Source organism: Priestia sp. 10L35, assembly GCF_056395685.1.
Window position 1 is genome coordinate 74,899 of the sequence record NZ_JBFTKA010000003.1, and the last position, 25,087, is coordinate 99,985.

Sequence of the window (25,087 nt, forward strand, 5' to 3'; positions counted from 1 at the left end):
CTTGTTCTTCTCTATAACAGAATTGTAATCGCATACAAAAATGTTGTCTAATTGGATTCAGACAACATTTCCTGAGATTCAAACTCTTTAAATTTCCTTTTAAGCGTTGTTTTTATCCATATAAACAAAAAAACAACAAATTAAAAAAACTCAGCACTTATTGCTGAGCTCCATGTTTTATAATAATTTGTACCTTTGCAGATTGTCTACTTTATGCTTGGAAATCCTTGCGGTTTCCTTATAATCTTTAAAATAGGCTTTATACATTTGACCCGTTGCTTCGATTCTTGTTAAAAGTTCCACATTTATAATATAAGATCTATGAGATATCATAAACCTAGAATCAACGGCACCTTCCAAGCTAGTTAAAGCTTCATTTGTCTCGAATTTACCATTTTTAGTATGAATGACAGATTTCCGATCAAGTCTTTCAATAAAGATAATTTCTTCTAATGGAATAAAAATTATATTTTTCTGCTGTTTAATCATTAAATCCTTTTTAAATGAATGTTCTTTATCAACTAGTGAAATAGACGCTTGGGAGGCTCTCTCTAAAGCACCATATAAACGATTTCTATCAATTGGCTTTAAAATATAGTCCACTGCCTTTACGTTGAATGCCTCAAGTGCATAATCATCATGCCCCGTAATAAAAATAACTTGTAAAGCCGGGAAAAGTTCTTTACATGCTTTAATCGCTTCCATCCCATTCAATAAGGGCATTCCGATATCTACTAAAGCAAGATCCGGTTTTTCTTTCGTAACATAGTGTATCAATTCTTCACCGTTGGCTGCCTCTCCGACAATTTTATATTTGGATAAACTTCCAATAAAGTACCTTAACAATTTTCTTGAGGTAACATCATCGTCTGCGATCAATACTTTCATCTTGTTGTTCCCCCTTTTCCCTAGCGTTTCTTGATTTCGCAACATTTTGAATAATATCTGGAGCATCTTCATGATAAACGAGCTGCCAAGCATCAATTACATTTTCTTTCATTACTTTTAGAGACGGAACGGCTACATAAGGTGGCGCTTGTTTTCCAAGTAGGGCATACCCTGCTAGAATCGCTTCGGCGACTCCTTGCTGATATGGTAGCTGGGCACCTAGCCCTTTAATAGGTCCATCCTGTGCAATTTCCAAGGCGACATTCATACCCAAATCCATTGTCGTAATGACTAAATTGCTTTTTTTTGCCGTACGAGTTGCCCTCAGAGCTCCTTCAGCCGGTACATCCCATACAACAAAAATACCATTTAAATCCTGATGTTCAGCAATCATAGCAGATGCCACTTTTTCTCCATCATTCGAATCAGTAATTCCCCTGCGATCGACAATTTGAATGTTAGGGTACTTTTCCTTTATAGTTTTTTCAAATGCTTCCGTTCTTTGTTTGGTTGCAAAAAAATCAGCATCATGATAGATAATCCCAACCTTACCTTTTCTATCTAATTTCTCAGCCATGATATTGGCCGATTCAATGCCATTTCCATAGTTGTCAGCAGAAACAATACTTACATAATCCTTCCCATGCTGCAAACCATTCGGTGTATTGTCCATAAACACCAGCTTCACGCCAGCTTGGGCCGCTTTTTGATATACGTTTGCAGTCAATTCTGGATCAACTGGAATGCTCACCAGTATATCCGGGTTTTTGGCTAAAATGCTTTCAATGTCAGCTACTTGCTTTTTCCATTTAAATTCTGCATTTGTCACAGCTACTACCTCAATGCCCATTTTCTCAAAAGTAGTTTGCATTCCTTCCAATTGAGACCTTGACCAATCACTTCCAGTATAATGCATAGCAATAGCAGCCTTATACTTCTTTTTCTTAATTTTTTTTATCTCTTCCAAAGATAATCGAAGTGTTTTTGCTGAGACAGCTTCCTCTCCATGTGGTCCCGTACTTAAAATTTTATGGTCTGGAATATTTTGATTAATTGTATTGTTTAGCGTTTCACTTAGGATTGTCAAAAACTCTTGTACATGAATGGGCTTTGTTAAATAGTTATCAAAGCCTTTATCCAATGTATATTGAATATCTTTTGGCATTGCATTTGCACTTACAGCGATGACAGCAATATCTTTCGTTTCTTTGCCTGCTTTTAAAATTTCAAATACTTCATATCCGTTAATATCTGGGAGATTAATATCAAGAAGAACCAAATCTATTTTTTCGTTTGCTACAATTTCTATTCCTTCTTTTCCTGTACGAGCTGATAAGAGCGTATAAGAAGGCTGCGATTTAATGATGTTACTTACTAGATGCAAGTTGGATTCGTTATCTTCAATATATAGCAAACGGTAGTTATCTTCCTTCTTATTATTTGTCGAAGGAAATTCAGTTTGTTCACCCCATTGTATGACAGTCTTTAAATCATTTGGAAGAGGAAGGCTAAAGCAAAACTCACTTCCTGTTCCTTTATTGCTTGTTACATTAATCTCCCCTCCCATTAGATGCACCAGCTGTTTAACTAGAGATAATCCAATGCCTGTACCTTCTTCTTTTGTACTTTCAATTCGATAAAATGGAACAAACACTTTAGTATATTCCTCTATAGAAAAACCCACACCTGTGTCTACGATATGAATATACTGCTTATTCTCTTGTAAACGACAGAAAACGATAACTTTTCCATTTTCTTGATTGTATTTAATAGCATTATCAAGTAGGTTCAGCAATATTTGTTTAAGACGTATAGGATCAGCAAGAACGATCATACTTTCCCATTGATCCAGTTGGCTATAAATACTGATATTCTTCTTCTTAGCCAATGGTTGTACAATATTGATACATTCCTTGATGACAGTTAGAAGATGAACTTCCTCTATAGAAATTTTTAAATTTCCTGTTTCTATTCTTGACACGTCTAAAATATCATTAATTAAACTTAATAAATGGCTTCCTCCACTTAAAATCTCCTGTACAAAATCACGCTGTTGTTCATTTAAAGATTCATCCATCTCCAATAGTTGAGCAAAACCCAGAATTCCATTCAGCGGCGTGCGCAGTTCATGACTCATCTTAGACAAAAAACTTGATTTGGCCATGTTCACTTTTTCAGCTTCTTCTTTTGCCTGAATAATGACTCTTTCCATTTTTTTTTGTTCTGTGATATTCTCAAACTCCCACAAGTAGCCTACAAAATCATTTTCCTCATTTAGAGGAAAACAATTGTAGCGTAGTGTCATACCTGTATCTATTTTAATTTCTTTCGTAGTTCTTGTTCGTTTTTCTGTGTTTTCGAGCTTATTTTTATTAATTTCCTTATCAAAAAGATAATGTAAATCCGAAGCGCACATCCCAATATGGCAAGCAATTTCCCCCTTCAACTGGAAAAGCTCGTAAAATTTCCTATTTAAAAGCCTTATTTTTTTATTGCAATCTGTTACTGCAATTCCACTATCTAACCGATCAATCAAACTAAGCTGGAATGCATAGGAATTCATTAATTTTCGTTCTTGTTCTTTTTGAAGAATGTCCTCTTCCATAATCTTTTTGTTAGTAATGTCCACACAAGTTCCGACTACTTCAGCTACTTTATCCTTATAAAATAAAGGTCTTAAATAAATTACATAATAGATACCTTTAAATTCACCTTCATATTCAATGTACTGTCCTTCCCATGCTTTTTTGTAATAACCGTTTAGCAAATTGGCAGTTTCAATATCATTCCAATAAAAATCATGAAGTGTCTTTCCGACAATATCTTCTCGATTAAACCCCAATCTATACAGTAATTCTCCCTCGGCAAAAGTATGAATAAACTCGTTACTTTTTTGTACAAACTTAAAGATCATTCCGGTATCAGGAAAGCCTGGCTGTGAAATATATCTGGAATCCTTCATTTGTTTCGCCCCTAGTTAGTTAAAAAAATATAATATGGATTCTATATGGTAAATCCCTTACTTTACAGTTCTTGAAGATTAATTTGAAACCAATTATTCATTTCTAATGATTATTGTAATCGCTTTACAAATTATACTTTTCTTATTATAAGCTTCACTATATTGATTAGTCTAACAATACTTACCCATGAGGCTGCCACGCCTTTATTTAAATAAGGAAGGGATTAAAACAGGGAGTGGTCTTTTTGATATTTTTAAAGGAAAGATATTTATGTTGTTAATCCTTCTATGGGGCATTACATAAAAGCATGGAATTATGAATGACATTTTTCTTCATCTGTTCCTGCTACTTTTGATGGGCCATCAAAGCCCGAGTGAATTCGTTTCACATGTAGAAAATATACAGGTCAACGCTTTGCTGCGTGTCCGCATAGTGTCTCAACTAAAGCAGTATTATTAAGAATTTCATGGTTGGTTACATCAGATGTTTGATTTGAGATATCGATTCCTACTTCTTTCTTTGTTTTTACGGCATTAGGACTTAAAGCATGAGCTTCAATTCCAGAACTTTTTATCTCCCCCTATTCCCCTTCATACTGTTTAGCGTAACCTTCTGCGATACCATATTTAATAAATCAAAAAATTTGATGTAATTAAAAGAGTTCTTGTTCAACTAACCTATCAGTTAGCTAATAAGAAAAAGACCACCGAAGCGTTCAGTCCTAGTTGTTATAAATGAATGAATTTTCAGAATTATATAGACGTTAAAACTACTTAATATAATTCACCCATAAAAAATATCATAGAATGTTTCCTCCTATATTCGGAACAATAACATTGTATTTACGTAAAAAGGAGGGTAATCAGAAATGGATATTCAAAAATTAGCTGATCATGAGTCACTGGATCTACATGAAGTTATTAATTTTAAAACCCTTTGCTTAGCGAAGTCAAAACTAATGCAAGGACTTGTATTTGATGATGATTTGAGAGCATTGATGCAAAAAGATGTTGAACAATCGATACAAGCGCTGGGAGAATTACAGGCAATTTATCAACGTGCACCTTTTGAAGCCCCTGTTCCTCAAAACCGGCCAACACCAATAATAAATTAAAAAGGAGGTAAATTCATTGAATCATGACTATTTAGATCCTATAAACTCGCTACACGTACCAGAGCTCGCAGATACCACATTTGCGATGGACTTTCTTCTTCGTGCCAAGGAAGGTGTTCGCAATATCGCAGTCGCATTAACGGAGTCCGCATCACCTGATGTTAGAACTCTCTTACGAAAACAGTTAATGCAAGGAATTGCCATGCACCAAGAAATTACAGAACTAATGATCAGTAAAAAATGGTTCCATCCATACGAATTAAGTGAACAATATCAATTAGACCAACTTTCTGCCAACAATACATTGATGATTGGCAAAATGAATCTATTTCCTGTTGAGACCAATAGAAAAGGTCTGTTTGACCGAACACCTGATGAACACTAACACTGGAGGCTATCTATCATGAAGGCAGTAACGTATCAAGGCATTAAAAATGTTGTAGTCAAAGAAGTTCCAGATCCAAAGATTCAAAAACGAGATGACATGATTATTAAAGTAACCAGTACAGCTATATGCGGATCTGATTTACATTTAATTCATGGCATGATTCCTAACCTGCAAGAAAACTATGTGATTGGCCATGAACCAATGGGAATCGTCGAAGAAGTTGGTCCAGATGTGACGAAGGTAAAAAAGGGAGATCGTGTCATTATTCCTTTTAATATAGCATGCGGTGAATGTCTTTACTGTAAAAACCATTTAGAAAGCCAATGTGATAATTCCAATGATAATGGTGATATGGGTGCCTATTTCGGATATTCTGGTACGACGGGTGGCTATCCAGGTGGGCAAGCTGAATATTTAAGAGTACCATTTGCAAACTTTACTCATTTCAAAATTCCAGAGACTTGTGAAGAACCAGATGAAAAGTTAGCAGTTATTGCCGATGCAATGACTACTGGTTATTGGAGTGTTGACAATGCAGGCGTAAAGGGTGGAGACACAGTTATTGTTCTTGGCTGTGGTCCCGTTGGTCTTTTTGCTCAAAAATTCTGTTGGCTAAAAGGAGCAAAGCGTGTCATTGCCGTAGATTATGTAGATTATCGTTTGCAACACGCCAAACGTACCAACAAAGTTGAAATTGTAAATTTCGAACATTTTGAAAATGCAGGAATGCATTTGAAAGAAATGACGAAGGGCGGCGCTGATGTTGTCATTGATGCAGTTGGTATGGACGCTAAAATGACTGATATGGAGTTCCTTGCGAGTGGAATGAAACTGCAGGGCGGAGCATTTGGTGCGTTTATCATGGCTTCACAAGCAGTACGTAAGGGCGGGACAATCCAAGTTACAGGCGTTTACGGTGGCAAATATAATGGATTCCCAATGGGAGATATTATGAACCGAAACGTCAATATTCGCTCTGGACAAGCACCTGTGATTCACTATATGCCATATATGTTTGAATTAGTTTCGACCGGAAAAATTGATCCAGGAGATGTCGTGAGTCATGTACTTCCACTTAGTGAAGCAAAGCGTGGCTATGAGATTTTTGACACCAAAATGGATAATTGTATAAAAGTCTTGTTAAAACCTTGAAGAAGGAGGTAGAAAAAATGAATTACGCCTTACATGAAGTTCTTGAGGTCCATGAAATGGCTGCATTTAAGACCAATTGCTTGACTAAGTCCAAAACGATGAGAGGGTTAGTTACAGATCAGCAATTAAAAGATATTATGCAACAAGATATTGATGTATCTGCGAGACAATTACAAGAATATGCTTCTATCCTTTCCAACGCTAAGCAGTAAAAGAGGAGATGAATGAACATGAATCCAATTATTGAAAATTTAACTGGCATGAATGCACTATCGGATCAAGTGGTTGCAATGGATTTATTGATTGCAGCTAAAAGTGGAGTTAGAAATTACGCCATGGCAGTTACAGAGGCAGGAACACCTGAAATTAAAGAAATGCTCACTCGCCATTTAGTGGAAGCTCTTGATATGCATGAACAAATTTCTGCATATATGGTAGAAAAAGGATGGTACCACGCTTGGGATACAAATGAACAAATCACTTTAGATTTAAATAATATCGATACAGCATTGAACTTACCCACTCTATAAAAATAAAATAGGAACAGTTTAACATTACCAACCTAAACTGTTCCTAATAAACCATTTATATTTAAATAATGGAAATATACGATTACAAATTTGATGTCTTTTCTTTTAGGATTAGAGCTAAATTAAACCAATTACGAACTACTGGCTTCATGCTTACGCGTTCAAATATTAAAAAATGAACCAATTATTCTTTATACCAACTTTATACCAAATAGTAGTATAAGGAAATTAATCAATTTTCATATGAAGTAAACTATAAGGTTTCTGTCCTAAATCTTTTCCAGAATGAAATCTAGCCTGCAGATGTAATTGGGCCAAAATGACATACAACTTAAATCAACTTATTACAAAAAAGCCGAGAAACTTAATTCCCTAGCTTTTTTGAGTTTCTATCGCTTGTTTAACCGTTGCATAGGTTTTAATAGATGAGAAATCGATTCCATTTCTAACAATGGTTTGGGCCAGTTCAGGTCGTATACCAGTCATCATCACCTCAATACCTTGTAAGCGAAGAACACTGTAAATATCAAAGAGGTAACGTTCAGCTATAGCGTCTATAGTTAAGATACCTGAGAAATCAACAATTAGATACTCTACCTTCATTTCAATAATTTTCAAGATAACATTCTCCAAGATATATTCAGCTCTTTCTGAATCAATAGAGCCAATTAGTGGGAGAACGGCGGTTTTATCTTGAATGGGGACCACAGGAACCGATAATTTCAATACTTCTTGTTGCGCCTTTTGAATAATTTTATCTTTCACTTGTTCAAATACTATAATCGTTTCATTAATACTTATATCGAGCAAATAGTTAAACCGTTTATTAATAAATACAACTTCTTCTGAAGAAAGTCCATGCTCTATACTTATTTTAGTAAGGTAATCGATGAAGACTAGGCGCGTAGGAGGATAGCGTGTAATAATAATAGAGATTCTCTCCCCTTGAGATGCTGTACGCTTACCATTGATCTTACTCCATTCAACAAGCCCTTCAGGTACGTTGTTTTCACTACTAAAGAGACTCTTTCCTAAAAACTTAATAAATTCAGTATAGACGATAATTGCTTGTTCAAGTTCCTCCTGTAAAGCCTCAAAATTGGGGTTCTGAGAAATTTCTTGCACAATTTCATTTGCTAACATTTCTGCATTATCATCTAAGTACTTAGCAACGCCTATAATCCCTTTCAATAATTGTCACTCCCTCATCTTCTTATTTATGAATGCATTTAGGTAGTCATTTTATCTCTTAATTTCCTATTTATTGTTTTAAACACGAATAAGTAGATCTTCTATCGCCTTTTGTAAACTTGATTTTATAGTCAAATTATTAAATTCAATACCAACACTTACAACAGTCTGTGCAACTTCCGGACGAATTCCTGTTAAGACTGTTTCTACACCTAGAAGCTTTAACGCGTCTATCACTTTGAAAATCCCGTCTGCTATCATGGTATCTATAATATAAACACCCGATAAATCTACTATTAAACGTTGAAGCTGTAGTCTGTTCGCTGATTTCAACGCTTCTTCCATTAGATAATTGGCTCTTTCCGTATCTATATTTCCAATGAGAGGCAAAATAGCCATTCCTTTAGCTAAAGGGACAACTGGGACCGATAATTCAAGAAGAGCACTTTGCGCACGTTCAAGGGTTAATTGATAGAAATGCACATAACTTAAACTAAAGGAATAAGCAGCATGATCTAGCAGAGGATCAATAATTCCACCGACTTCAAATACCGTATCTATTGATAGATTATTTTCCTTTATTACTTCCTTCAATGTCTTCCATAAGAAAGTGCGATAATACTTTGTATCTTTTAATGCTTCATCCAATGGCACCTTCAAATTGCAAAACATTTCCCCTGTTTCTTTTCCCCATTGTGTAAATTTTTGGAGTGCTCTTTCTTCATTTAAGTGATCCCTAAGAACTTCACCAAATAGACTTATAAAGTGAGCTCGGGTATTAATAAGTTCCACTTCAAAAGGAGCCAATTGTTTCTTTTCTTCTTCTGTAATATCAACTATTCTATTTTCATGTACTTCATTAGCGATTTCAAATCTATATTCTAAGATTTTATCCCCTAAAAATCCTATTTCATCTTTCATGATTTCCTCCGAAAAGCCTGTTGAGACTATTATTTAGTTTTTATACTAATTATACCACCACGTGTCAAAACAATTATTTTTTTGTTAATTTCTCAGTATAAAATTCTCTACTCTAATCTTCATAATTTATTAAACAATTTGTTACAAAGGATTAAAAAAATCAAAGCCGAATTCGCCTTCTGTGATATGATTAATCCAATAAATAGAAATCTTATATGTTATACACATCATAAAACAGAAAATTACTAATCCATTATTTTTTCTGTATATTAAAGGACATTTAACGTCGGAATATGTAAAATTCACACAAATAAGAATAACTTATTACTCTGTAGATTTTTTAAAATTTTTACCAAAACCACTCTGAGGTGAACTATGAAAACAATTAACTCTATATCTAGTTCTAAAAAATTTGATAAAGGTCATGTCTTTTACCGTTTTGAAGATAAACAATTTTACATAAATAATTTAATGCGTTTTATTAAGAATGGATTAGAGAGTAAACAATGTATATTGATAATTGAGAATATGAGGGCACTTCCCCTAATAAAAGCTACTATTGATAAAAAGTTTATTCATAAACAAAAAGAATCTATTCGTTTAGTTAATAATTTTGATTATTACTTGGCAAATGGTGATTTTCACACAAAAACTATTCTTACTCATTTTCAAGAAGATTTGTCTATATTGAAAATGAAAAATACGATGATAAGAACATGGGCTCACGTAGAATGGGCTTCAGAGAAACCAGATGTTCTTTTACTAGAAGAATTTGAATCAACTGCCGATAATTTTGTTGAGGAGGAGGGTATAGTTTCAGTTTGTGCATATGCTGCTGATTCTTTATCTTCTACTTTGGATACTACTCTGCAGCAATTACATCAATATATTATGACAGATCATAACTTTTTTATTTCCCCCTTTTACAATGGGGGAAGTTGGTAAAATTATTGCCATGAATCTACATATTCATGGCTTTTTTGGTTCCTATATTTTGTTTTATGTTAACTAAAATCATATACAGTTTAAAATTAGAAAAAACTCCCTCCAATAAATAGGGAGTTTTTCTACAGGTTAATGAGATTTAGATCGAAGATAATTCTCAGCACCTTGAGTAGTTTGTTCATAATAAAAAGAGATATTCGTGGTTTAGGCTACTTGTGCCTAAATCATGAATATGTTGACCAAATTATATATTTAAAATAAATTTTTAACCAATAAGAATCTTTTCTTCTGCATACCTAATTTTAGATTGTTTGTTTGAACGAATCGCAAGTACAAAGCCAATGGTAAGAGGTCCCACTCTGCCAATAAACATCATAATTGTAATCAGAATTCGACCTATAGGACTTAAATCTCCTGTAAAGTTAGCACTTAATCCAACTGTTCCAGAAGCAGAGAACGTTTCAAACAAAAGGGTAGACATGTCTATACCTTTTTCTGTGATTGTGAGTAGAAAGAAAATAATAGAAACAAAAATAATGCCAGAAGTAGCAATAGAAAAAGCTCTATACACAAGCGATTTAGGAATTCGGCGTCGAAAAACATTAATCTCTTCTTTATTTGTCAATACTGACCATAAAGCAAACAATATTAAGACAAACGTAGTTATTTTAATTCCACCGCCTGTTGAACCTGGAGCCGCTCCAATAAACATAAGACCCATCATATACACTTTCGAAGGCAATGTGAGCGCCCCGATATCCAAGGTATTAAAACCAGCAGTACGAGGAACTACACCCTGAAAGTAAGCTGCCCACCATTTATCCCCCATGCTTAATTGACCTAAAGTATGAGAGTTATGATATTCTAGAGTAAAAATAATGAGTGTACTCACGACATTTAGTAGGATAGTTGAAACTAATACAATTTTAGTGTGAAGAGAAAACTTTCTTATGTTTCGTTTCTGAAAAATGTCTGCAATGACAAAAAATCCAGTCCCTCCTATTATGAAAAGTAACGTAATCATAATATTTACGGTTGGATCTCCTACCCATTTGCTTAAATTATCTGGTTCCAAACCAAATCCTGCATTGTTAAAAGCAGAGATAGAATGGAATATGCCATAATAAATAGCCTTTCCCCAGCTCATTTCTTGGGACCAACGAATAGCTAGGATAAGCGCTCCTATACCTTCCACAGCCAATGTAATTAGCACAACACGTTGGACTAATGCAATAACGCCTTGTAGCGAAAAAGCATTTAGAGATTCCTTAAGTATTAATCTTTGTTGTAATCCTATTTTTTTACCTAGTACAATAAACATGAGTATACCAATAGTCATGAATCCCCAGCCACCAACTTGAATGAGCACAAGCAAAATGAGCTGTCCAAATAAAGTAAATGTTGTCCCCGTATCTACCACGGCTAGGCCTGTTACACATACAGCAGAAGTGGCTTCAAAAAGAGCATCAATAAAGCTTAGATGATGTCTATCGCTTGTAGCAGCAGGAATCATTAATAAGCCGGTGCCGAGCAATATTAATCCTAAAAACCCCACGAACAAGATACTTGCAGGTTCCAGATGCTTCACTTTATGTTTTTTACGTGACTTAGAAATTATCATATTACATTTCCCTTCAAAATGTTTTGATTAAAGATTTATTATATATCATACCCATTTATTTCAAAAGATGGTCATTACTTTTATTACCTTCCTATCTTCTCAGAAAGTACGTTACATTAAGTAAATAATAAAGTATCTAATGTTAATATACTTTAAATAAGATAAAATTTATTAAAAATAAAAAGATCACATCTTCTATGTAAAGGAGTAAAATAACAAACTAATTTATAAAAATAATAGTTTTATAAGGCTCTGTTAAACTTTATTGTTGATTTTTTGAATAAAGAAAAACACTATATTGAATAAAACATAGTGTCCTTGTTTCTTATTGTTGATTATCAGCTTGGCGATTCTAACAATTCATCTATTATCTTTAATTGCCTTACCCTTTCCTTTGTTGAGGAATCTAAGGAGTTATGTGTTAGAAGATTTGTTACTTTTATTGCGTAGTCACTGCTAACCATTGCCTGTCTTCTCATATGTCCTGTTGCTATGGCTTGGGCAAATGAACGTGCAGAATATTTACTAACGTCAGATTTGGAGTCTTTAGCCAATTCATTTACAATAAATCCAACTTTTCGTAAATCAAGAGCTCTAATACTTTCTTCTATTCGTTTTTGCAAAGTTTCTATTCTCAAATTTATACATAGTTCATCTTTTAAATGGTCATCGAGAAAATCTAATCCTTTTTATTGTCCTAAATCATCCATGCTATCAGGTAAATAAAGTCACGCTAAAACAAACTTAACCTTTTTAATGTAGCAACCAACGGGGGGTATTTTCTATTTGTAGAAAATACCTTTTATTTTTATAATCCTGTTGATACACGTGCATATCCAATAAACACCTATTATCACTCTTTCTTATTTTTCTCTTATTCGATTGTAATATAAAATAGAATAAGAAAGGTTATTGAACACAGAATACTGTACAGAGTTTTATTACAAAAAACATTAAAAATCGACTTTTCCCACTCAGAATGTAGCGTGTGCAGAAACGGATAAAAACCAATTATTTTTCATAAAGCTCTAACAAGCGTTTGTGTATCCAAATAGCGGCTTGTAAACCTTCTCCCATCGCTACCGTCACTTGTTCAGAATGAGCTACAATGTCTCCTGCTGCCCACACGTTTGAAACATTTGTTTCTTTTGTACGCGGATTTACGATAATGTGCTGATTTTCTAGAAGTTCTGCTCCGAGCTCATGCGCTAACTCTGTTCGAACTTTATTTCCTCCGAACGCTAAAAAACCTCTTTCTCCATAGATAAATTCATTGTTTTCGAGGATGACTCCTTTTAACCTTTCTGCTTCAGCTATGACTTTTTTTATTGCCGCTTCTTTATAGGTAATGCCCTTTTGCATCAAGGTATCTGCTAAAGGTCCAATTTCTTTTTTGTCGTGATTAATGTACGTAATGTCATTTGTCCAATATGTTAACGTAAGAGATAAACTGGCTCCTGCTTTTCCTGACCCTAGTACTAATACCCTTCTATTATTTACTTCATACCCATCGCAGTCGGGACATACATATACGGTTGTTCCCATGCACGGATATAGCTCTTGCTGAAGTTCAGGCGGAATCCGATCTACTACTCCCGTCGCAAACAGTAAAGTAGCTGCTTCGTAGTTCGCAAAGTTTGTAATGACGTTAAACCCTTCTATTTCTTTTTCACACTGAAGGACACGCTCTTCTGCAAATTGAATGCCGTAGCTTTTTGCTTGCTGCCTTCCCGTTTCTCTTAGAGTTTGCCCGCTTATTCCCTCAGGCCATCCCAATATATTTTGATAATTTTTGCAAAGATTGGAACGGCCATCGTTTGAATCAATAACCAATACACTGCGCTTATATCTTCCAAGCTGAATAGCGGCTTGAAGTCCTGCAATTCCTCCACCTATAATGACACAGTCATACTTGTCTGCCACAGCACATCACCCCAACTTTTACTATTTTCTAAACAAAAGCTTCAGTTTTTCATTATCTGTTTTTCCATTATTTTTATACGCTTTATTGCCTTTATTTTTTGAAGTCATTCTACATACAAAAAAACCGCCTCGGCAGCTGCCCTGCCTAGGGACGGTTTTTTATAAAATGAAGAAAGACGATATTACTCATTTTTTGCTTCTTTTTCATTAATTTTAGTAATCAGCTCTTCTTTATATACTTCACTATCTTTCCCGTAGCGTAGACGACTATAACAGTTGGGACATAGTGCCGCAGCGTCCTTTGGCTTAGCGAATCCGCTCTCTGAAAGCTTTGAAAGATAGTATATTTGCAAAAAGGAGCTTCCATCTTTTGCGATAAACGGCGCGCTTTCTCCGCAGGCTTCACAAATACCTGCTGCGCGTTTGTGAACATATTGTTTAAGAGCTGCCGTTTGTTCGTAAATACTTGTCTTTTTTTCTTCTCCTAATGCTATATGGCGAAGCTGTTCAGTTGAATAAGGTGAAACATCCAGCTTTGCTGCTTTTTCCTCAATCACGGGATTTCGTTCAAGTTCAAAAATAATGGCTTCACGAAGCTCTCCGTCTGAGTCCCACATAATTTCTAATTGATGATTAATATACGTCACTTCATCAATAAACTCGACTACTCCCGGCTCCACGTAGTGAAACAAGTAAACGGCTTTTCCTGATAAAAAATGTTCACGAAGCGCTTTATTGCCTTTAATGAGCTGCATCGATCCTCTTTGACCTTCTCCCGTATAGAAAAAAGAGGTTTTATCTCTATTCCATCCGTGTCCTGTTCCGTATTCACTTCCGCTTTCTTTGGTAAAAACAAAAATATATGGATGCGCTTTTGGCGTTGATATTTCGCTTTGTTCTTGTCCTTTATAAAGCTTATGAATTTGTTTTCTGCGATAACGATGTCCTTTTTGAAAGAAATCTCCGCGCTGTAAATCCGTAATCAATGAATTGCCTCCTACTGCGGTCCTGCTTTTATAGTACTTATAGCTCTACTATACACTAATTTTTGTTTTCTTTGCAGATCGTTTCTTCTATCTCTTGGATTTATATCATACAAAAAAAGCAGCTGTATGGTCAGCTGCTTTTTAAGCTATAGTCAATTTTGCACCGTGTAGTCTTCTCCTAGCCATTTTGTGCTGAGTTTTTTTAGCGTACCGTCTTTTTTCAGCTTTTTAATCGCTTGGTCGACTTCCGACTTTAATTTTTCGTCTTTTTTGTTAAACATAAAATACACTTTTGAATTAATCACAATATCTCCAACCGTTTTTTGCTGAAATTTCAGCGCTTGATTGCTAAAGTCGATGGAAAATGGTGTCGCAAGCGTAGCATCTGCCCGGCCTGTTTTTAATTGAGTTGTGGCATCATCCGCACCTTGACCGGCGTAAACTACATCGATTTTATTGCCGTGTTTTTGATTGTATTTGTCTAGATAGACAGCCGCATTGCTTGTAGCTCCTACAATCATTTTTTTACCTTCTAAATCTTTTAATGAATGAATATCATTTCGATTTTTAGGAACTGTTACATAAAGCGGAGAATAATTATATGTTTCATCATTAAATAAAAACTTTTTCTTTCGCTCAGCGTTCTGAGCCATGTTATGAGCAATCATATCAATTTTATTACTTTCTAAGCTGAGAAGCAGATTTGAAAATTCCATCGTTTTAAATTCAAATTTATAATCCTTTAGCTCTTTGTTGATTGCTCTTACTACTTCTACATCATAGCCGGTCAGTGTGCCTTTATCATTGATAAAGCAAATATTAGGAAACTGAGTGCCTGTTCCAACCACAATCGTTTGAACATCTTTTTCTTTCTTTTCTCCTGCACTTGAAGATGCTTTTGTTCCGCATCCTGCCACGCTCACAGCTACTACAATTGAAAGTAAAAACAGCCAATATTTTTTCATACGTTCCTCCCCTAAATCCCTATATTATGTAATAAAAAGAGGCTCTTGATGAAGCAGCTGCTTCATCAAGAGCCTCTGGTTAACCAGTGGGCTTACTTCGTGTAAGATTATTCACATCATAATACTAGTTAACCGATAAATCAAGTGGGTTTTTAGAAAAAGATTATCTTGACAGCCCGGTGTCTACCGCTTAAGATACAACTAATAAAACATTGAAACTACATATCTACCAGTCAACTGGAGGCAAATGGACACGATAATGCGTGTACGTTTGCTTTTTTTATTGTCGTCTACCATTTTATCTTTTGGAGGTAAAACGTATGAAATTTGCTTTATTTAGTCTTATTCAAAACATCCCGAACCCGGTTACTGGAGAAACATTCACTGCTCAAGAAAAGTTTCAGCACGTGTTAAATCAAGCAGTGCTGGCAGAAAAGTTAGGTTTTGATGCTTACGGAGTCGGCGAAAGACACGGAGCTCCTTTTTTGTCTTCTTCTCCTCCCGTTGTTTTAAGTGCAATTGCGGCTAAAACGTCACACATCCGTCTCCTTACGACTGTTACCGTTCTAAGCATTTTAGACCCTGTACGAGTAGCTGAAGATTATGCAACGCTTGATCACCTATCGGGTGGACGCCTTGAACTGATTATCGGAAAAGGCAATGACCCGCGTCATTATCCGCTTTTTGGTATTACAGAAGAAGAACAATGGGAATCTCTTGCTGAAAGATACGCTCTTTTGAAACAGCTTTGGACAGAAGAAAATGTCACGTGGAGTGGCCGTTATCGTTCGCCTTTGACAAACGTTACGACTCAGCCTCGTCCGTTTCAAACTTCTATTCCCGTTTGGCATGGAAGTGCGTCAAGCCCGCTGTCTACAGAACTTGCAGCTAAATACGGAGAGCCGCTATTTTCATCTAATTCCTTCCACCCTCAGGCTAAATATAAAGCGCTGATTGACCATTACCGCGAACGCTTCGCTTATTATGGGCATGATCCACGCAAGGCCATCGTCGGTTCGGGGGCAAGCAGCCTATATATTTCCGATACAACGGAAGAAGCGATTCGCCGCTATCGCCCGTATTATAACGCCTTTAGCAATACAGAAGCAGCCAAACATAATCAATCGCCGTTCACGTCACTAGAAGATATCGTTCAACATGGTCCTGCTTTAGTAGGAAGCCCTGAGCAAATCATTGAAAAAATAATAGACTATCATCATGCCTATGGAAACGAAGTGCTGAGCATCAGCGTAGACGGTCTAAGCGAAGCAGAACAGCGCAAACAGCTAGAGCGCTTTGCAGATGATATTGCACCTGTTCTTCGAAAAGAACTTCCCAGCAGCGTGTGGGAAAATAAAAAAAAGAAAACTCCTTTTTAACAGAAGTTTTCTTTAGCTAAAAATGATTTGTCTATTAGTTTATTAACTTTTAAACTAATAAACTACTCTGGTTAAGATGCCTGCGTGTCTGTATCGTAAATATTGGCTGTTACTTCGCTTCTTTGACAAAGTAAGATGAGCAGCCAAATGCCTCCGATAACTGGAACAAAGTTAATTAAATACCACCAGCCGCTTCTTCCTGTATCATGCAGCCGGCGAACAGTAACGGCAAGTGAAGGCAAAATCATTGCTGCTCCGTAAAGTAACACTAAAATAACTCCAAATACTGCAAGTGAATCGATAAAAACCAAGATATCAAGATATATGGAATAATCATAAAGATATAAGCAAATAATGTAAACATCCAATACTCCGTACGCGTTGCTCTTCCTTGAAACGTCGCGTAATTTTTTAACGCTTTTATATACCAGTACATGACAAACCCTCTCTTTGTTTATTAAATTAAACTATCTAATCATTTAAGTCCTACGCAACTTTATTAGGTACATCAAAACGATTTAGCTGCGACTCACTTCTTAGACAAAGAAGAATTAATAGACAGATAGCTCCGGCAATCGGAATAATACTAATAAGCTGCCACCAGCCGCTTCTTCCTATGTCATGCAGTCGGCGTGCCGTCACAGCAAGAGATGGAATAAAGATTGCAACAAGATAAACTATACGCAAAAACGGAGGCATATCTGTTATAAGTTCAATAGCTGAAAGCACACACCATATAATAAAATTAAATAAGACAAACATCCAATACTCTTTACGCGTCGCTCTTCCTTGAAACGCTGCATAATTTTTTAGTACATGTAAATACCACTTCATATAAAAACCTCCTTTTTAAACTGAATTTTGTAAGACAAGCTGACTAGAAATAATTACCTTAGCATACAAAAAATTAATTTCATATCCTATTTTTTAAAAAAATCCCAAATGGTAATATAGATATAGGAGAGAGATGGATAATAATTAGTAATAAATACCCAAAATTTTTAGATTAAAAACCATTTTATACCTATAATTACTTTTAATTAATAAAATGTTTTTTCATAGAAAAAAACTGCCGTGTTAATAAACACGGCAGGCCATATCTTCACTTATGTTCGGTAAAAGTAAGGCCCACATGAGCTTTCATGCGTAATCACATAAGTCCATGTAAAGTCTTTATCTACGACATATAAATCTTCTAAATACATGTTTGTATTTTCACTTAAATCAGCGCTTGTTAGATGCTTACATTTAGATAGCTGCAGCACTCGTTCATCATGCTCAAACAATAAATAACAGTCGTTCTTTATTTGCTGTTCGAACGCTTGAATCGCTTGTTCTCCTTGTAAACAAGGGAGCTTTTCATAGCTAAATGCATGCCACAAAAATTCATCCATATAAATTTTCTTTTTTTGCGATGCGCTTAAAGCACTTGCAAATTCATTTTCCCATCGCTTTCGAAAGAATTCACCTTGATTCGGTAATTTTTTAACAAACATTCCTTTTTTCTTTAACGCATCTTTCATTTTCACTGTGCTTTTCCATCCTTTATCCTGTATTCATTTCTTTTTATCGGCTTCTTAGCTTATTTGTCCACTAGTACCCGTGCGTTAGATTTTTTGCTTTTTGACCAAATTCACTTTATAAAACGTCGGCTTTAACGTGCACAAAAACAATACAATTGTACTTAAAATCATAACCAGGCTTCCACCAATTACAGCTTCCTGAATCGAAAAGATGTGCGCAGCCATGCCGCATAAAAAAGTCATGATAATGATCAGGAGTGACTCAAGCAGTCCATATATACTTCCTACTCGACCCATCATGTCAACGGGAATACTGTTTTGATAAAAGGTTTGAAAACCAGCACTTGCAAAAGCTAACGCAAAAGATAAGCTAAAAAATCCTGCTCCGATAGTTTGAAAAGAAGACGAACACGCATACAGCAAATAACCAAGCGACACTCCTACACTGCCGGCGCCTATGAGAAAATTCGTCGACAGCTTCTTAGCAAACAGTGTGTTCACAACTGCTCCAATCATAATGCCAGCGCCTGCTATGCTTAATAAAAATCCGTATTCACTTTCGGACAAATGAATGACTTTTGTTGCAAATGAAACTTCAAGAGAATCAATTGCCGTGGCCATGACCATTAAGAAACTGAATAATACATAAATGGTGATAATGTATCTGTTGGCTCTACTGAAACGAAACACCGCTTTCCAATCTTCTCGAATGGTGTTTACAGACAGCTTATTTTCTTTAACTTCTGTTTTTGTATCCAGGTCCGGCATAAACAAAGTAACCACTCCTGACGATACCAGCGCTGCAGCAGTAGCATAAATGGCAAACGCAGGCGTTCCAATCATAAATAGCGCACCTACTGCGGCTGGCCCAATAAGAAAACCGCCTGAGTCAATCAAACTGCGCAGCGAATTAAATCTTTGTCGTTTTTCACGTGGAATAAGCTTTGTGATATAAACCATCGATGCCGGCCGAAACATTGAACTTGCCATACTGATGATAAATACCAGCACATAAATGATCAGTATGGATGAGAAAAACGGGAGGCAAGCAATAATCCCCGCGCGCGTCCAATCTAAAACCATCATAAGCTTCCGTTTGTTCATGCGGTCAATTAAGCTTCCAGACCATATATTTGTACATAGCGCAGCAAGCGGCTTTATCATGTATAGCCCTGAAACCGCAAGCGGCGCATTCGTCATATCAAGCATCATTACATTTAAAGCAATTAAATAAATCCAGTCGCCGATATTGCTAGTGCCAATTCCAAACAGCAATAAACACGGGTATTTCCAAGACAACAGCTTATTTTTCATAAAAGAAAGGCCTCCGCTCTATTATTGATTACAGTCAATAAAAAAATCCCACCCCCAAGACATGTGTCTTAGGGGCGAGATTATGAATCGCGGTGCCACCCTAGTTTGTTCATATGTCGCCATATAAACCTTATCGAGTACGGCTTTCGCTTATACTCTAGCTTTGTAACGGAAGCAGCCGTCGCACTATCACGTTAGATCCAATGCGCTGCTCAGAGGCTTGTTTCAACAGCGTTTTTCTTGCTCCTTTTCAGCTTCCGGAGCTCTCTGCTAAGAATACGCGCTGTCTACTTTTCTCTTCACGGCATTTAATTTCTAACATCTTACCATTATTATCTATTTTTTGTAAATACTTATTTTAAAATCATTTTTTTCGGCTGAGAAAAGAATAGTCGATATCCTACGTATACAAAATAAATGATGGACGCTACCAGCACGATTCCCCACATATTGTACATATCTTTATTTTCCCATACGCCCGTTAGCGAAAACAGCGCTGGAATCGTCAACGTCACCCACGATTGGACAATCGCCACTTTCCCCACATATGCAGATACATCTTTTTTGCTCGTATTAAGCACATAAAATAAAAACCATAAAAACGACCAAAGAATCCATGTAATGGCGTTAACTACGTCATGATAGTGAACAAGAGAAACCGTAACGTACACTAAAGCGATAATGGATACCCAAAGCGAGTAATAGCCAAGTCCTGTTCCCTGCATTCCCTTTAATACAGTCACCCCTACATACAAATACGTAAGGCCAAATAAAAAGATTGCCGTTCTTTCATACAAAATCCAGTTGCTTTGATCTGACGTAATAATTAAATAAAACGGAACAATAACTTGAAAAGCTCCAACAAATAAGTTAAATACGCCTACGTTTTTTTCATCTGCTTTTCCAAGCAGCATCAGTCCGTTTAAAAATAAAGCTGCACCTGACAGCAACAGTCCAATTTGATCCATTTTTCAGTAAGAAAAGCCCCCAGCTTTTCTTGTCCTCCTCTGCGTCGATGTTTTTCTGTAGGATGTGCGGAGTTGTGGTTTACATGTAAAAAAGAAAAAGCAATTCCTTTTGAAAAGGAAACTGCTTTTCTTTCTGTTTCTATTACACTTATAAAATGAAGCTGACAACAATTGCTGACAGTACGCTTACAAGCGTAGCTCCGTACAGTAAACGAAGACCAAAGCGCGCTACTGTATTTCCTTGCTTTTCGCTTAAGCCTTTAACAGCTCCTGACACGATTCCAATTGATGAGAAGTTAGCAAATGATACTAAGAATACAGATACAATTCCAAGCGTTTTAGCACTGAATGTTGAAGCCATATCCGACAGGCTCATCATTGCCACAAATTCATTTGTTACAAGTTTTGTTGCCATAATTCCACCCGCTGCCACAACTTCTGAAGCAGGAACACCCATGATGAATGCAAACGGTGCAAACACATAGCCAAGAAGATGCTGGAACGATAGACCAAATAACATTTCAAACACGTTATCAATCGCAGCCATCAGCGCAACGAAACCAATTAGCATCGCACCTACGATAATTGCTACTTTAAATCCATCCATAATGTATTCGCCAAGCATTTCGAAGAACGTTTGCTTATGACCTGTTTGTACCTCTAAAATATCTTCTTGATCCGTTACTGTGTAAGGGTTAATGATAGAAGAAATAATAAATCCGCCAAATAAGTTAATAACGATTGCTGTTACTACGTATTTTGGTTCAATCATTGTCATATAAGCACCGACAATTGACATTGAAACAGTCGACATAGCTGATGCACAAAGCGTATATAAACGATTTGGCGGCAGTTTGTCTAGTTGCTTTTTAACAGTAATGAATACTTCTGACTGACCTACAATCGCGGAAGCTACTGCGTTATAAGACTCTAATTTTCCCATTCCGTTAATCTTGCTGAGAACTAAGCCAATCCATTTCATAATGAACGGAAGGATTTTAAAGTGCTGTAAAATCCCAATCAAGACAGAGATAAAAACGATCGGAAGTAGCACGTTTAAGAAAAACGGCATTGATCCTTTATTCGCAATGCCTCCAAATACGAACTCTACTCCTTGGTTTGCGTATGAAAGCAGCTTTCCAAAAACGCTGGCAATCGCATTGATAATAATCAAACCAAACTTTGTGTTAAGAAGTAAAGCTGATAAAAGAACTTGAATCACAACCATAATAACGATTGGTTTATATTTGATTTCTTTACGGTTATTACTTGCAAGATACGCTAATCCAAAGACAACGAGTAACCCTAAGATGCCAATTAAATATTTCATAGTATCCTCCACTGCTTACTTATTTTTGTAAGTCTTTTGATGAAAAATAGCCTGGTAAGATTTCGTTGATGTTGGTAATCACAAAATCTCCTTTTAGGTTTGCTAAGATAATTTGTGTGTGATCATCACAGAACTCAGCTAATACTTGTCTGCATGCGCCGCAAGGAGAAATTGGTCCGTCCGTATCTCCTACAACTGCAATAGCTGAAAACTGCTTGTCCCCTTCTGAAACAGCTTTAAAGATTGCCGTTCGCTCAGCGCAGTTCGTCAATCCATAGGAAGCGTTTTCAATATTGCATCCACGATAAATCTTCCCATCGGTTGTTAAAAGAGCTGCACCAACATGGAAGTGAGAATATGGTACATGTGCTTGTTTGCTTGCTGCGATTGCTTCATCTATTAATTGTTTTGGCTCCACAGTCATCATCCTTTGCTTAGTTTACAGCAGGTTAGTTGGTACTAACCTGCTGTCATTTATTAATAATCAGAGTTGCTTAATTGACCTTTTGCAATTGATACGCCAGAGCTTGCACCAATACGTGTTGCACCAGCTTCAATCATTGCTTTTGCATCTTCTAAGCCTCGAACGCCTCCAGAAGCTTTTACACCTACATCTGGTCCAACCGTTTTTCTCATAAGCGCTACGTCTTCTACCGTTGCGCCTCCTGTAGAAAAGCCCGTTGACGTTTTAACAAAATCAGCTCCAGCTTTTACAGCTAGCTCAGAAACTTTTGCTTTTTCTTCGTCTGTTAAAAGAGCTGTTTCAATAATTACTTTTACTAGCGCTTTGCCTTTTGCAGCATCTACTACTGCTTGAATGTCGCTTTGCACTAAGTCATAGTTTTTATCTTTTAACGCGCCGATGTTGATTACCATATCTACTTCATCTGCACCGTTTTCGATTGCATTTGTTGTTTCAAATGCTTTTACTGCTGAAGTCGTAGCTCCAAGAGGAAAGCCAATTACCGTACACACTTTTACTTCTGGAGCATCTTTTAATAATTCAGCTGCTTTTTTTACCCACGTTGGATTTACGCAAACTGAAGCGAACGAATATTCTTTTGCTTCTTGTGCTAAAACCGTAATTTGCTCTTCTGTTGCATCTGCTTTTAATAATGTATGATCAATAATACCCGTAATGTTTTGACTCATTTTGTTCTTCCTCTCTGTCTCTTAATGAATTTCTTTATAAATTAACGTTGGAGCTTCCACTTTTTCAGCGACCGTGCTGTAAGAATCATAAACGATATCCATTACTTCCTGTACATCTTCGCTGTTGCTGTGGATTGTAACAAGAGAATCGCCTTTTTTCACTTGGTCTCCAACTTTTTTATTAAGCATGATACCAACTGCTAAGTCGATTTCAGATTCTTTTGTTGCACGTCCTGCACCTAGCTTCATTGCTGCTACGCCGATTTTTTCTGCAACGATTTCTGAAATGTAGCCATCTTCTTTTGCTGGCACTTCAATTTTGTGCGCTGCATCCGGTAATTTAGACGGATCGTCTGCCACAGAAGCGTCTCCGCCTTGTGCGCTTAAGAATGTTTTAAATGATTCTAATGCTTTTCCGTTTTTAATTACTTCTTGAAGCATTGCACGCGCTTCGTCTAGGCTGTTTGCTTTTTCAGCAAGTACAACCATGTGACTTCCTAATGTTAAGCAAAGCTCCGTTAAATCTTCAGGACCTTGGCCTTTTAACGTGTCGATCGCCTCTTTCACTTCAAGCGCATTACCAACCGCAAAACCTAGAGGCTGGCTCATATCTGAAATGATGGCTTTTGTGTTTCGGCCTACGCCTTTTCCGATTTCAACCATTGCTTTTGCTAATTCTTCAGCGTCTTCAAGCTTTTTCATAAATGCGCCGTTTCCCGTTTTTACGTCCAAGCAAATGGCATCTGCTCCAGCCGCAATTTTCTTACTCATAATTGAGCTTGCAATTAACGGAATCGAATCAACCGTTGCTGTTACATCACGAAGCGCATAAAGTTTTTTATCCGCTGGCGTTAAGTCTCCGCTTTGACCGATAACGGCAATTTTATTTGTATTTACTAAACGAATGAATTCTTCGTTTGTAATTTCAACGTGGAAGCCAGGCACTGCTTCAAGTTTATCAATCGTACCGCCAGTGTGTCCTAAGCCGCGGCCAGACATTTTAGCAACCGGTACATCAACCGCAGCTACTAAAGGTCCCAACACAAGTGTTGTTGTATCACCTACGCCGCCTGTGCTGTGTTTGTCTACTTTAATACCTTCAATTTTTGATAAGTCGATTTGATCGCCTGATTCAACCATTGCTTGCGTTAAATTTACGCGTTCTTGCTGCGTCATTCCTTGAAAGTAAATTGCCATCGCAAATGCCGATAGCTGATAATCAGGTAAATCCCCTTTTGTATAACCTTCGATAATAAAATCGATTTCTGCTTTATTTAATTCATGTCCATTACGTTTTTTTTCAATTAAGTCAACCATTCTCATGACGTTTTCCCCCTAAAAGTATCTGCATATTGTGCATCCACTAAAACGTTTTCAACAACTTACACCCTTACTATATAATAGCTTTGAACAATTGTAAACAGATATATTTACATTTGTTCAAAAATATTTATAACTGCTGTTTTAGTGAATAAAAAAAGACTTCCGCATTCGGAAGTCTTCCCTTATTTTTCAGCTTTTATCACAAATGACAACATGATTCGGTACTTATTCTTTACCTTTTTATAAGGAATTAATACATATGGCTGATCAGGGGGTGTAAATTGTTCAATTCCTTTTTGATTAGCATCAGGAGAAAAGTAAATTCTTCCCCACTGTTTAATGATGTAGCCCGTGGTTCCTTTGGCAATCATTCCGTCTTTTGAAACGTCTGGTTGAAAAGGATACCGGTTTCTCTGTGCCTGCAGAGATGATGCAGAATAAGATACAATATCTTCTACTATTTCAATACGATGAAGCTTTTGCTCTTGAAAAAACAGCGTCTTCATCTCCC

The 25,087-nt window shown here is 36.4% G+C and carries 25 protein-coding genes, 3 pseudogenes and 1 other annotated feature; of the genes and pseudogenes, 7 read left to right on the forward strand and 21 right to left on the reverse strand.

Going from position 1 to position 25,087, the window contains the following annotated elements:
* Positions 1–177: 177 nt before the first annotated feature.
* The 3 genes and pseudogenes from AC1DEF_RS11395 to AC1DEF_RS11405 all read right to left on the reverse strand — a co-directional run.
* Positions 178–888, reverse strand: a complete 711-nt coding sequence (locus AC1DEF_RS11395; protein ID WP_097825072.1) for a LytR/AlgR family response regulator transcription factor — start codon at positions 886–888, stop codon at positions 178–180.
* On the reverse strand, positions 863–3,850 hold the full coding sequence (locus tag AC1DEF_RS11400) for a substrate-binding domain-containing protein (protein ID WP_097825073.1): 2,988 nt from the start codon (positions 3,848–3,850) through the stop codon (positions 863–865). The genes AC1DEF_RS11395 and AC1DEF_RS11400 overlap by 26 nt, the downstream gene beginning before the upstream one ends.
* 326 nt (positions 3,851–4,176) lie before the next feature.
* Positions 4,177–4,482: pseudogene (locus AC1DEF_RS11405) on the reverse strand (low molecular weight phosphatase family protein); the annotation flags it as partial.
* A gap of 237 nt (positions 4,483–4,719) precedes the next feature.
* Between AC1DEF_RS11405 and AC1DEF_RS11410 the strand changes: the two are divergent.
* Genes AC1DEF_RS11410 through AC1DEF_RS11430 form a run of 5 tightly spaced genes read left to right on the forward strand, consistent with a single transcriptional unit; the run spans position 4,720 to position 7,035 of the window.
* Positions 4,720–4,965, forward strand: a complete 246-nt coding sequence (locus tag AC1DEF_RS11410) for a hypothetical protein (RefSeq protein ID WP_013056474.1) — start codon at positions 4,720–4,722, stop codon at positions 4,963–4,965.
* A 16-nt stretch (positions 4,966–4,981) separates the two neighbouring features.
* On the forward strand, positions 4,982–5,350 hold the full coding sequence (locus AC1DEF_RS11415) for a spore coat protein (protein ID WP_013084321.1): 369 nt from the start codon (positions 4,982–4,984) through the stop codon (positions 5,348–5,350).
* 18 nt (positions 5,351–5,368) lie between these two features.
* Positions 5,369–6,505 carry a zinc-dependent alcohol dehydrogenase gene (locus tag AC1DEF_RS11420; RefSeq protein WP_013056472.1) on the forward strand — a complete coding sequence of 379 codons (1,137 nt, stop codon included), beginning with the start codon at positions 5,369–5,371 and terminating at the stop codon, positions 6,503–6,505.
* 17 nt (positions 6,506–6,522) lie between these two features.
* The gene (locus tag AC1DEF_RS11425) at positions 6,523–6,717 is read left to right on the forward strand and encodes a hypothetical protein (RefSeq protein ID WP_013056471.1); all 195 of its coding nucleotides are present in this window, start codon (positions 6,523–6,525) and stop codon (positions 6,715–6,717) included.
* 18 nt (positions 6,718–6,735) lie between these two features.
* Positions 6,736–7,035, forward strand: coding sequence for a spore coat protein (locus tag AC1DEF_RS11430; protein ID WP_029324473.1), 300 nt, complete (start codon positions 6,736–6,738; stop codon positions 7,033–7,035).
* A gap of 372 nt (positions 7,036–7,407) precedes the next feature.
* Here the strand turns inward: AC1DEF_RS11430 and AC1DEF_RS11435 are convergent, their stop codons facing one another.
* Both AC1DEF_RS11435 and AC1DEF_RS11440 read right to left on the reverse strand, forming a co-directional pair.
* Positions 7,408–8,226: an STAS domain-containing protein gene (locus AC1DEF_RS11435; RefSeq protein ID WP_097825075.1), complete on the reverse strand. Its 819-nt coding sequence runs from the start codon at positions 8,224–8,226 to the stop codon at positions 7,408–7,410.
* A gap of 78 nt (positions 8,227–8,304) precedes the next feature.
* On the reverse strand, positions 8,305–9,147 hold the full coding sequence (locus AC1DEF_RS11440; RefSeq protein WP_097825076.1) for an STAS domain-containing protein: 843 nt from the start codon (positions 9,145–9,147) through the stop codon (positions 8,305–8,307).
* A 375-nt stretch (positions 9,148–9,522) separates the two neighbouring features.
* Here AC1DEF_RS11440 and AC1DEF_RS11445 point away from each other — a divergent pair, with 375 nt between their 5' ends.
* On the forward strand, positions 9,523–10,092 hold the full coding sequence (locus AC1DEF_RS11445; protein ID WP_318331234.1) for an MEDS domain-containing protein: 570 nt from the start codon (positions 9,523–9,525) through the stop codon (positions 10,090–10,092).
* 265 nt (positions 10,093–10,357) lie between these two features.
* Here AC1DEF_RS11445 and AC1DEF_RS11450 read toward each other — a convergent pair whose 3' ends face one another.
* The 5 genes and pseudogenes from AC1DEF_RS11450 to AC1DEF_RS11470 all read right to left on the reverse strand — a co-directional run bounded on the left by AC1DEF_RS11450 (position 10,358) and on the right by AC1DEF_RS11470 (position 15,587).
* Positions 10,358–11,713, reverse strand: coding sequence for a TrkH family potassium uptake protein (locus tag AC1DEF_RS11450; protein WP_097825078.1), 1,356 nt, complete (start codon positions 11,711–11,713; stop codon positions 10,358–10,360).
* Positions 11,714–12,051: 338 nt separating this feature from the next.
* A pseudogene (locus tag AC1DEF_RS11455) lies at positions 12,052–12,384 on the reverse strand (putative immunity protein); the annotation flags it as partial.
* Positions 12,385–12,724: 340 nt separating this feature from the next.
* Positions 12,725–13,636 (reverse strand): NAD(P)/FAD-dependent oxidoreductase, encoded by a 912-nt coding sequence (locus AC1DEF_RS11460; RefSeq protein ID WP_318331232.1) that lies wholly within the window; start codon positions 13,634–13,636, stop codon positions 12,725–12,727.
* Between the two features lie 182 nt (positions 13,637–13,818).
* A complete protein-coding gene (locus AC1DEF_RS11465) occupies positions 13,819–14,622 on the reverse strand; it encodes an SRA domain-containing endonuclease (protein WP_477727373.1) in 804 nt (267 codons plus the stop codon).
* 152 nt (positions 14,623–14,774) lie between these two features.
* Complete coding sequence (locus tag AC1DEF_RS11470; protein ID WP_477727374.1) at positions 14,775–15,587, reverse strand: amino acid ABC transporter substrate-binding protein; 813 nt, start codon at positions 15,585–15,587, stop codon at positions 14,775–14,777.
* 320 nt (positions 15,588–15,907) lie between these two features.
* On the opposite strand from AC1DEF_RS11470, the gene AC1DEF_RS11475 reads away from it, so the two are divergent.
* A complete protein-coding gene (locus AC1DEF_RS11475; protein ID WP_477727375.1) occupies positions 15,908–16,966 on the forward strand; it encodes an LLM class flavin-dependent oxidoreductase in 1,059 nt (352 codons plus the stop codon).
* A gap of 71 nt (positions 16,967–17,037) precedes the next feature.
* Here the strand turns inward: AC1DEF_RS11475 and AC1DEF_RS11480 are convergent, their stop codons facing one another.
* The 11 genes and pseudogenes from AC1DEF_RS11480 to AC1DEF_RS11530 form a co-directional block, all read right to left on the reverse strand.
* Entirely contained in the window at positions 17,038–17,334 is a 297-nt protein-coding gene (locus AC1DEF_RS11480) for a DUF805 domain-containing protein (protein ID WP_477727376.1), read from the reverse strand.
* Positions 17,322–17,402, reverse strand: a pseudogene (locus AC1DEF_RS11485) (DUF805 domain-containing protein); the annotation flags it as partial. The pseudogene AC1DEF_RS11485 and the gene AC1DEF_RS11480, both read right to left, overlap by 13 nt.
* Positions 17,403–17,452: 50 nt before the next feature.
* Positions 17,453–17,800, reverse strand: coding sequence for a DUF805 domain-containing protein (locus AC1DEF_RS11490; protein WP_318331229.1), 348 nt, complete (start codon positions 17,798–17,800; stop codon positions 17,453–17,455).
* Positions 17,801–18,072: 272 nt separating this feature from the next.
* A complete protein-coding gene (locus tag AC1DEF_RS11495) occupies positions 18,073–18,489 on the reverse strand; it encodes a DUF4275 family protein (protein ID WP_318331258.1) in 417 nt (138 codons plus the stop codon).
* An 84-nt stretch (positions 18,490–18,573) separates the two neighbouring features.
* A complete protein-coding gene (locus AC1DEF_RS11500) occupies positions 18,574–19,803 on the reverse strand; it encodes an MFS transporter (RefSeq protein ID WP_318331228.1) in 1,230 nt (409 codons plus the stop codon).
* 67 nt (positions 19,804–19,870) lie between these two features.
* Positions 19,871–20,115 (reverse strand) — a binding site (T-box leader).
* Between the two features lie 41 nt (positions 20,116–20,156).
* Entirely contained in the window at positions 20,157–20,771 is a 615-nt protein-coding gene (locus tag AC1DEF_RS11505; protein WP_318331227.1) for an AmiS/UreI family transporter, read from the reverse strand.
* A gap of 148 nt (positions 20,772–20,919) precedes the next feature.
* Positions 20,920–22,101, reverse strand: a complete 1,182-nt coding sequence (locus AC1DEF_RS11510) for a NupC/NupG family nucleoside CNT transporter (protein ID WP_013083603.1) — start codon at positions 22,099–22,101, stop codon at positions 20,920–20,922.
* A gap of 19 nt (positions 22,102–22,120) precedes the next feature.
* Positions 22,121–22,519, reverse strand: coding sequence for a cytidine deaminase (locus tag AC1DEF_RS11515; protein WP_013057475.1), 399 nt, complete (start codon positions 22,517–22,519; stop codon positions 22,121–22,123).
* Positions 22,520–22,578: 59 nt separating this feature from the next.
* The gene (deoC, locus tag AC1DEF_RS11520) at positions 22,579–23,253 is read right to left on the reverse strand and encodes a deoxyribose-phosphate aldolase (protein ID WP_013057476.1); all 675 of its coding nucleotides are present in this window, start codon (positions 23,251–23,253) and stop codon (positions 22,579–22,581) included.
* A 21-nt stretch (positions 23,254–23,274) separates the two neighbouring features.
* On the reverse strand, positions 23,275–24,576 hold the full coding sequence (locus AC1DEF_RS11525; protein ID WP_477727377.1) for a pyrimidine-nucleoside phosphorylase: 1,302 nt from the start codon (positions 24,574–24,576) through the stop codon (positions 23,275–23,277).
* Positions 24,577–24,758: 182 nt separating this feature from the next.
* The gene (locus AC1DEF_RS11530) at positions 24,759–25,082 is read right to left on the reverse strand and encodes a hypothetical protein (RefSeq protein WP_097825087.1); all 324 of its coding nucleotides are present in this window, start codon (positions 25,080–25,082) and stop codon (positions 24,759–24,761) included.
* Positions 25,083–25,087 lie beyond the last annotated feature (5 nt).

Coding starts and splice junctions, on each gene's coding strand:
- AC1DEF_RS11395 (WP_097825072.1), bottom strand. CDS start 888: ATGAAAGTATTGATCGCAGACGATGATGTTACCTCAAGAAAATTGTTA.
- AC1DEF_RS11400 (WP_097825073.1), bottom strand. CDS start 3,850: ATGAAGGATTCCAGATATATTTCACAGCCAGGCTTTCCTGATACCGGA.
- AC1DEF_RS11410 (WP_013056474.1), top strand. CDS start 4,720: ATGGATATTCAAAAATTAGCTGATCATGAGTCACTGGATCTACATGAA.
- AC1DEF_RS11420 (WP_013056472.1), top strand. CDS start 5,369: ATGAAGGCAGTAACGTATCAAGGCATTAAAAATGTTGTAGTCAAAGAA.
- AC1DEF_RS11425 (WP_013056471.1), top strand. CDS start 6,523: ATGAATTACGCCTTACATGAAGTTCTTGAGGTCCATGAAATGGCTGCA.
- AC1DEF_RS11430 (WP_029324473.1), top strand. CDS start 6,736: ATGAATCCAATTATTGAAAATTTAACTGGCATGAATGCACTATCGGAT.
- AC1DEF_RS11440 (WP_097825076.1), bottom strand. CDS start 9,147: ATGAAAGATGAAATAGGATTTTTAGGGGATAAAATCTTAGAATATAGA.
- AC1DEF_RS11445 (WP_318331234.1), top strand. CDS start 9,523: ATGAAAACAATTAACTCTATATCTAGTTCTAAAAAATTTGATAAAGGT.
- AC1DEF_RS11450 (WP_097825078.1), bottom strand. CDS start 11,713: ATGATAATTTCTAAGTCACGTAAAAAACATAAAGTGAAGCATCTGGAA.
- AC1DEF_RS11470 (WP_477727374.1), bottom strand. CDS start 15,587: ATGAAAAAATATTGGCTGTTTTTACTTTCAATTGTAGTAGCTGTGAGC.
- AC1DEF_RS11475 (WP_477727375.1), top strand. CDS start 15,908: ATGAAATTTGCTTTATTTAGTCTTATTCAAAACATCCCGAACCCGGTT.
- AC1DEF_RS11490 (WP_318331229.1), bottom strand. CDS start 17,800: ATGAAGTGGTATTTACATGTACTAAAAAATTATGCAGCGTTTCAAGGA.
- AC1DEF_RS11495 (WP_318331258.1), bottom strand. CDS start 18,489: ATGAAAGATGCGTTAAAGAAAAAAGGAATGTTTGTTAAAAAATTACCG.
- AC1DEF_RS11500 (WP_318331228.1), bottom strand. CDS start 19,803: ATGAAAAATAAGCTGTTGTCTTGGAAATACCCGTGTTTATTGCTGTTT.
- AC1DEF_RS11505 (WP_318331227.1), bottom strand. CDS start 20,771: ATGGATCAAATTGGACTGTTGCTGTCAGGTGCAGCTTTATTTTTAAAC.
- AC1DEF_RS11510 (WP_013083603.1), bottom strand. CDS start 22,101: ATGAAATATTTAATTGGCATCTTAGGGTTACTCGTTGTCTTTGGATTA.
- deoC (WP_013057476.1), bottom strand. CDS start 23,253: ATGAGTCAAAACATTACGGGTATTATTGATCATACATTATTAAAAGCA.
- AC1DEF_RS11525 (WP_477727377.1), bottom strand. CDS start 24,576: ATGAGAATGGTTGACTTAATTGAAAAAAAACGTAATGGACATGAATTA.
- AC1DEF_RS11530 (WP_097825087.1), bottom strand. CDS start 25,082: ATGAAGACGCTGTTTTTTCAAGAGCAAAAGCTTCATCGTATTGAAATA.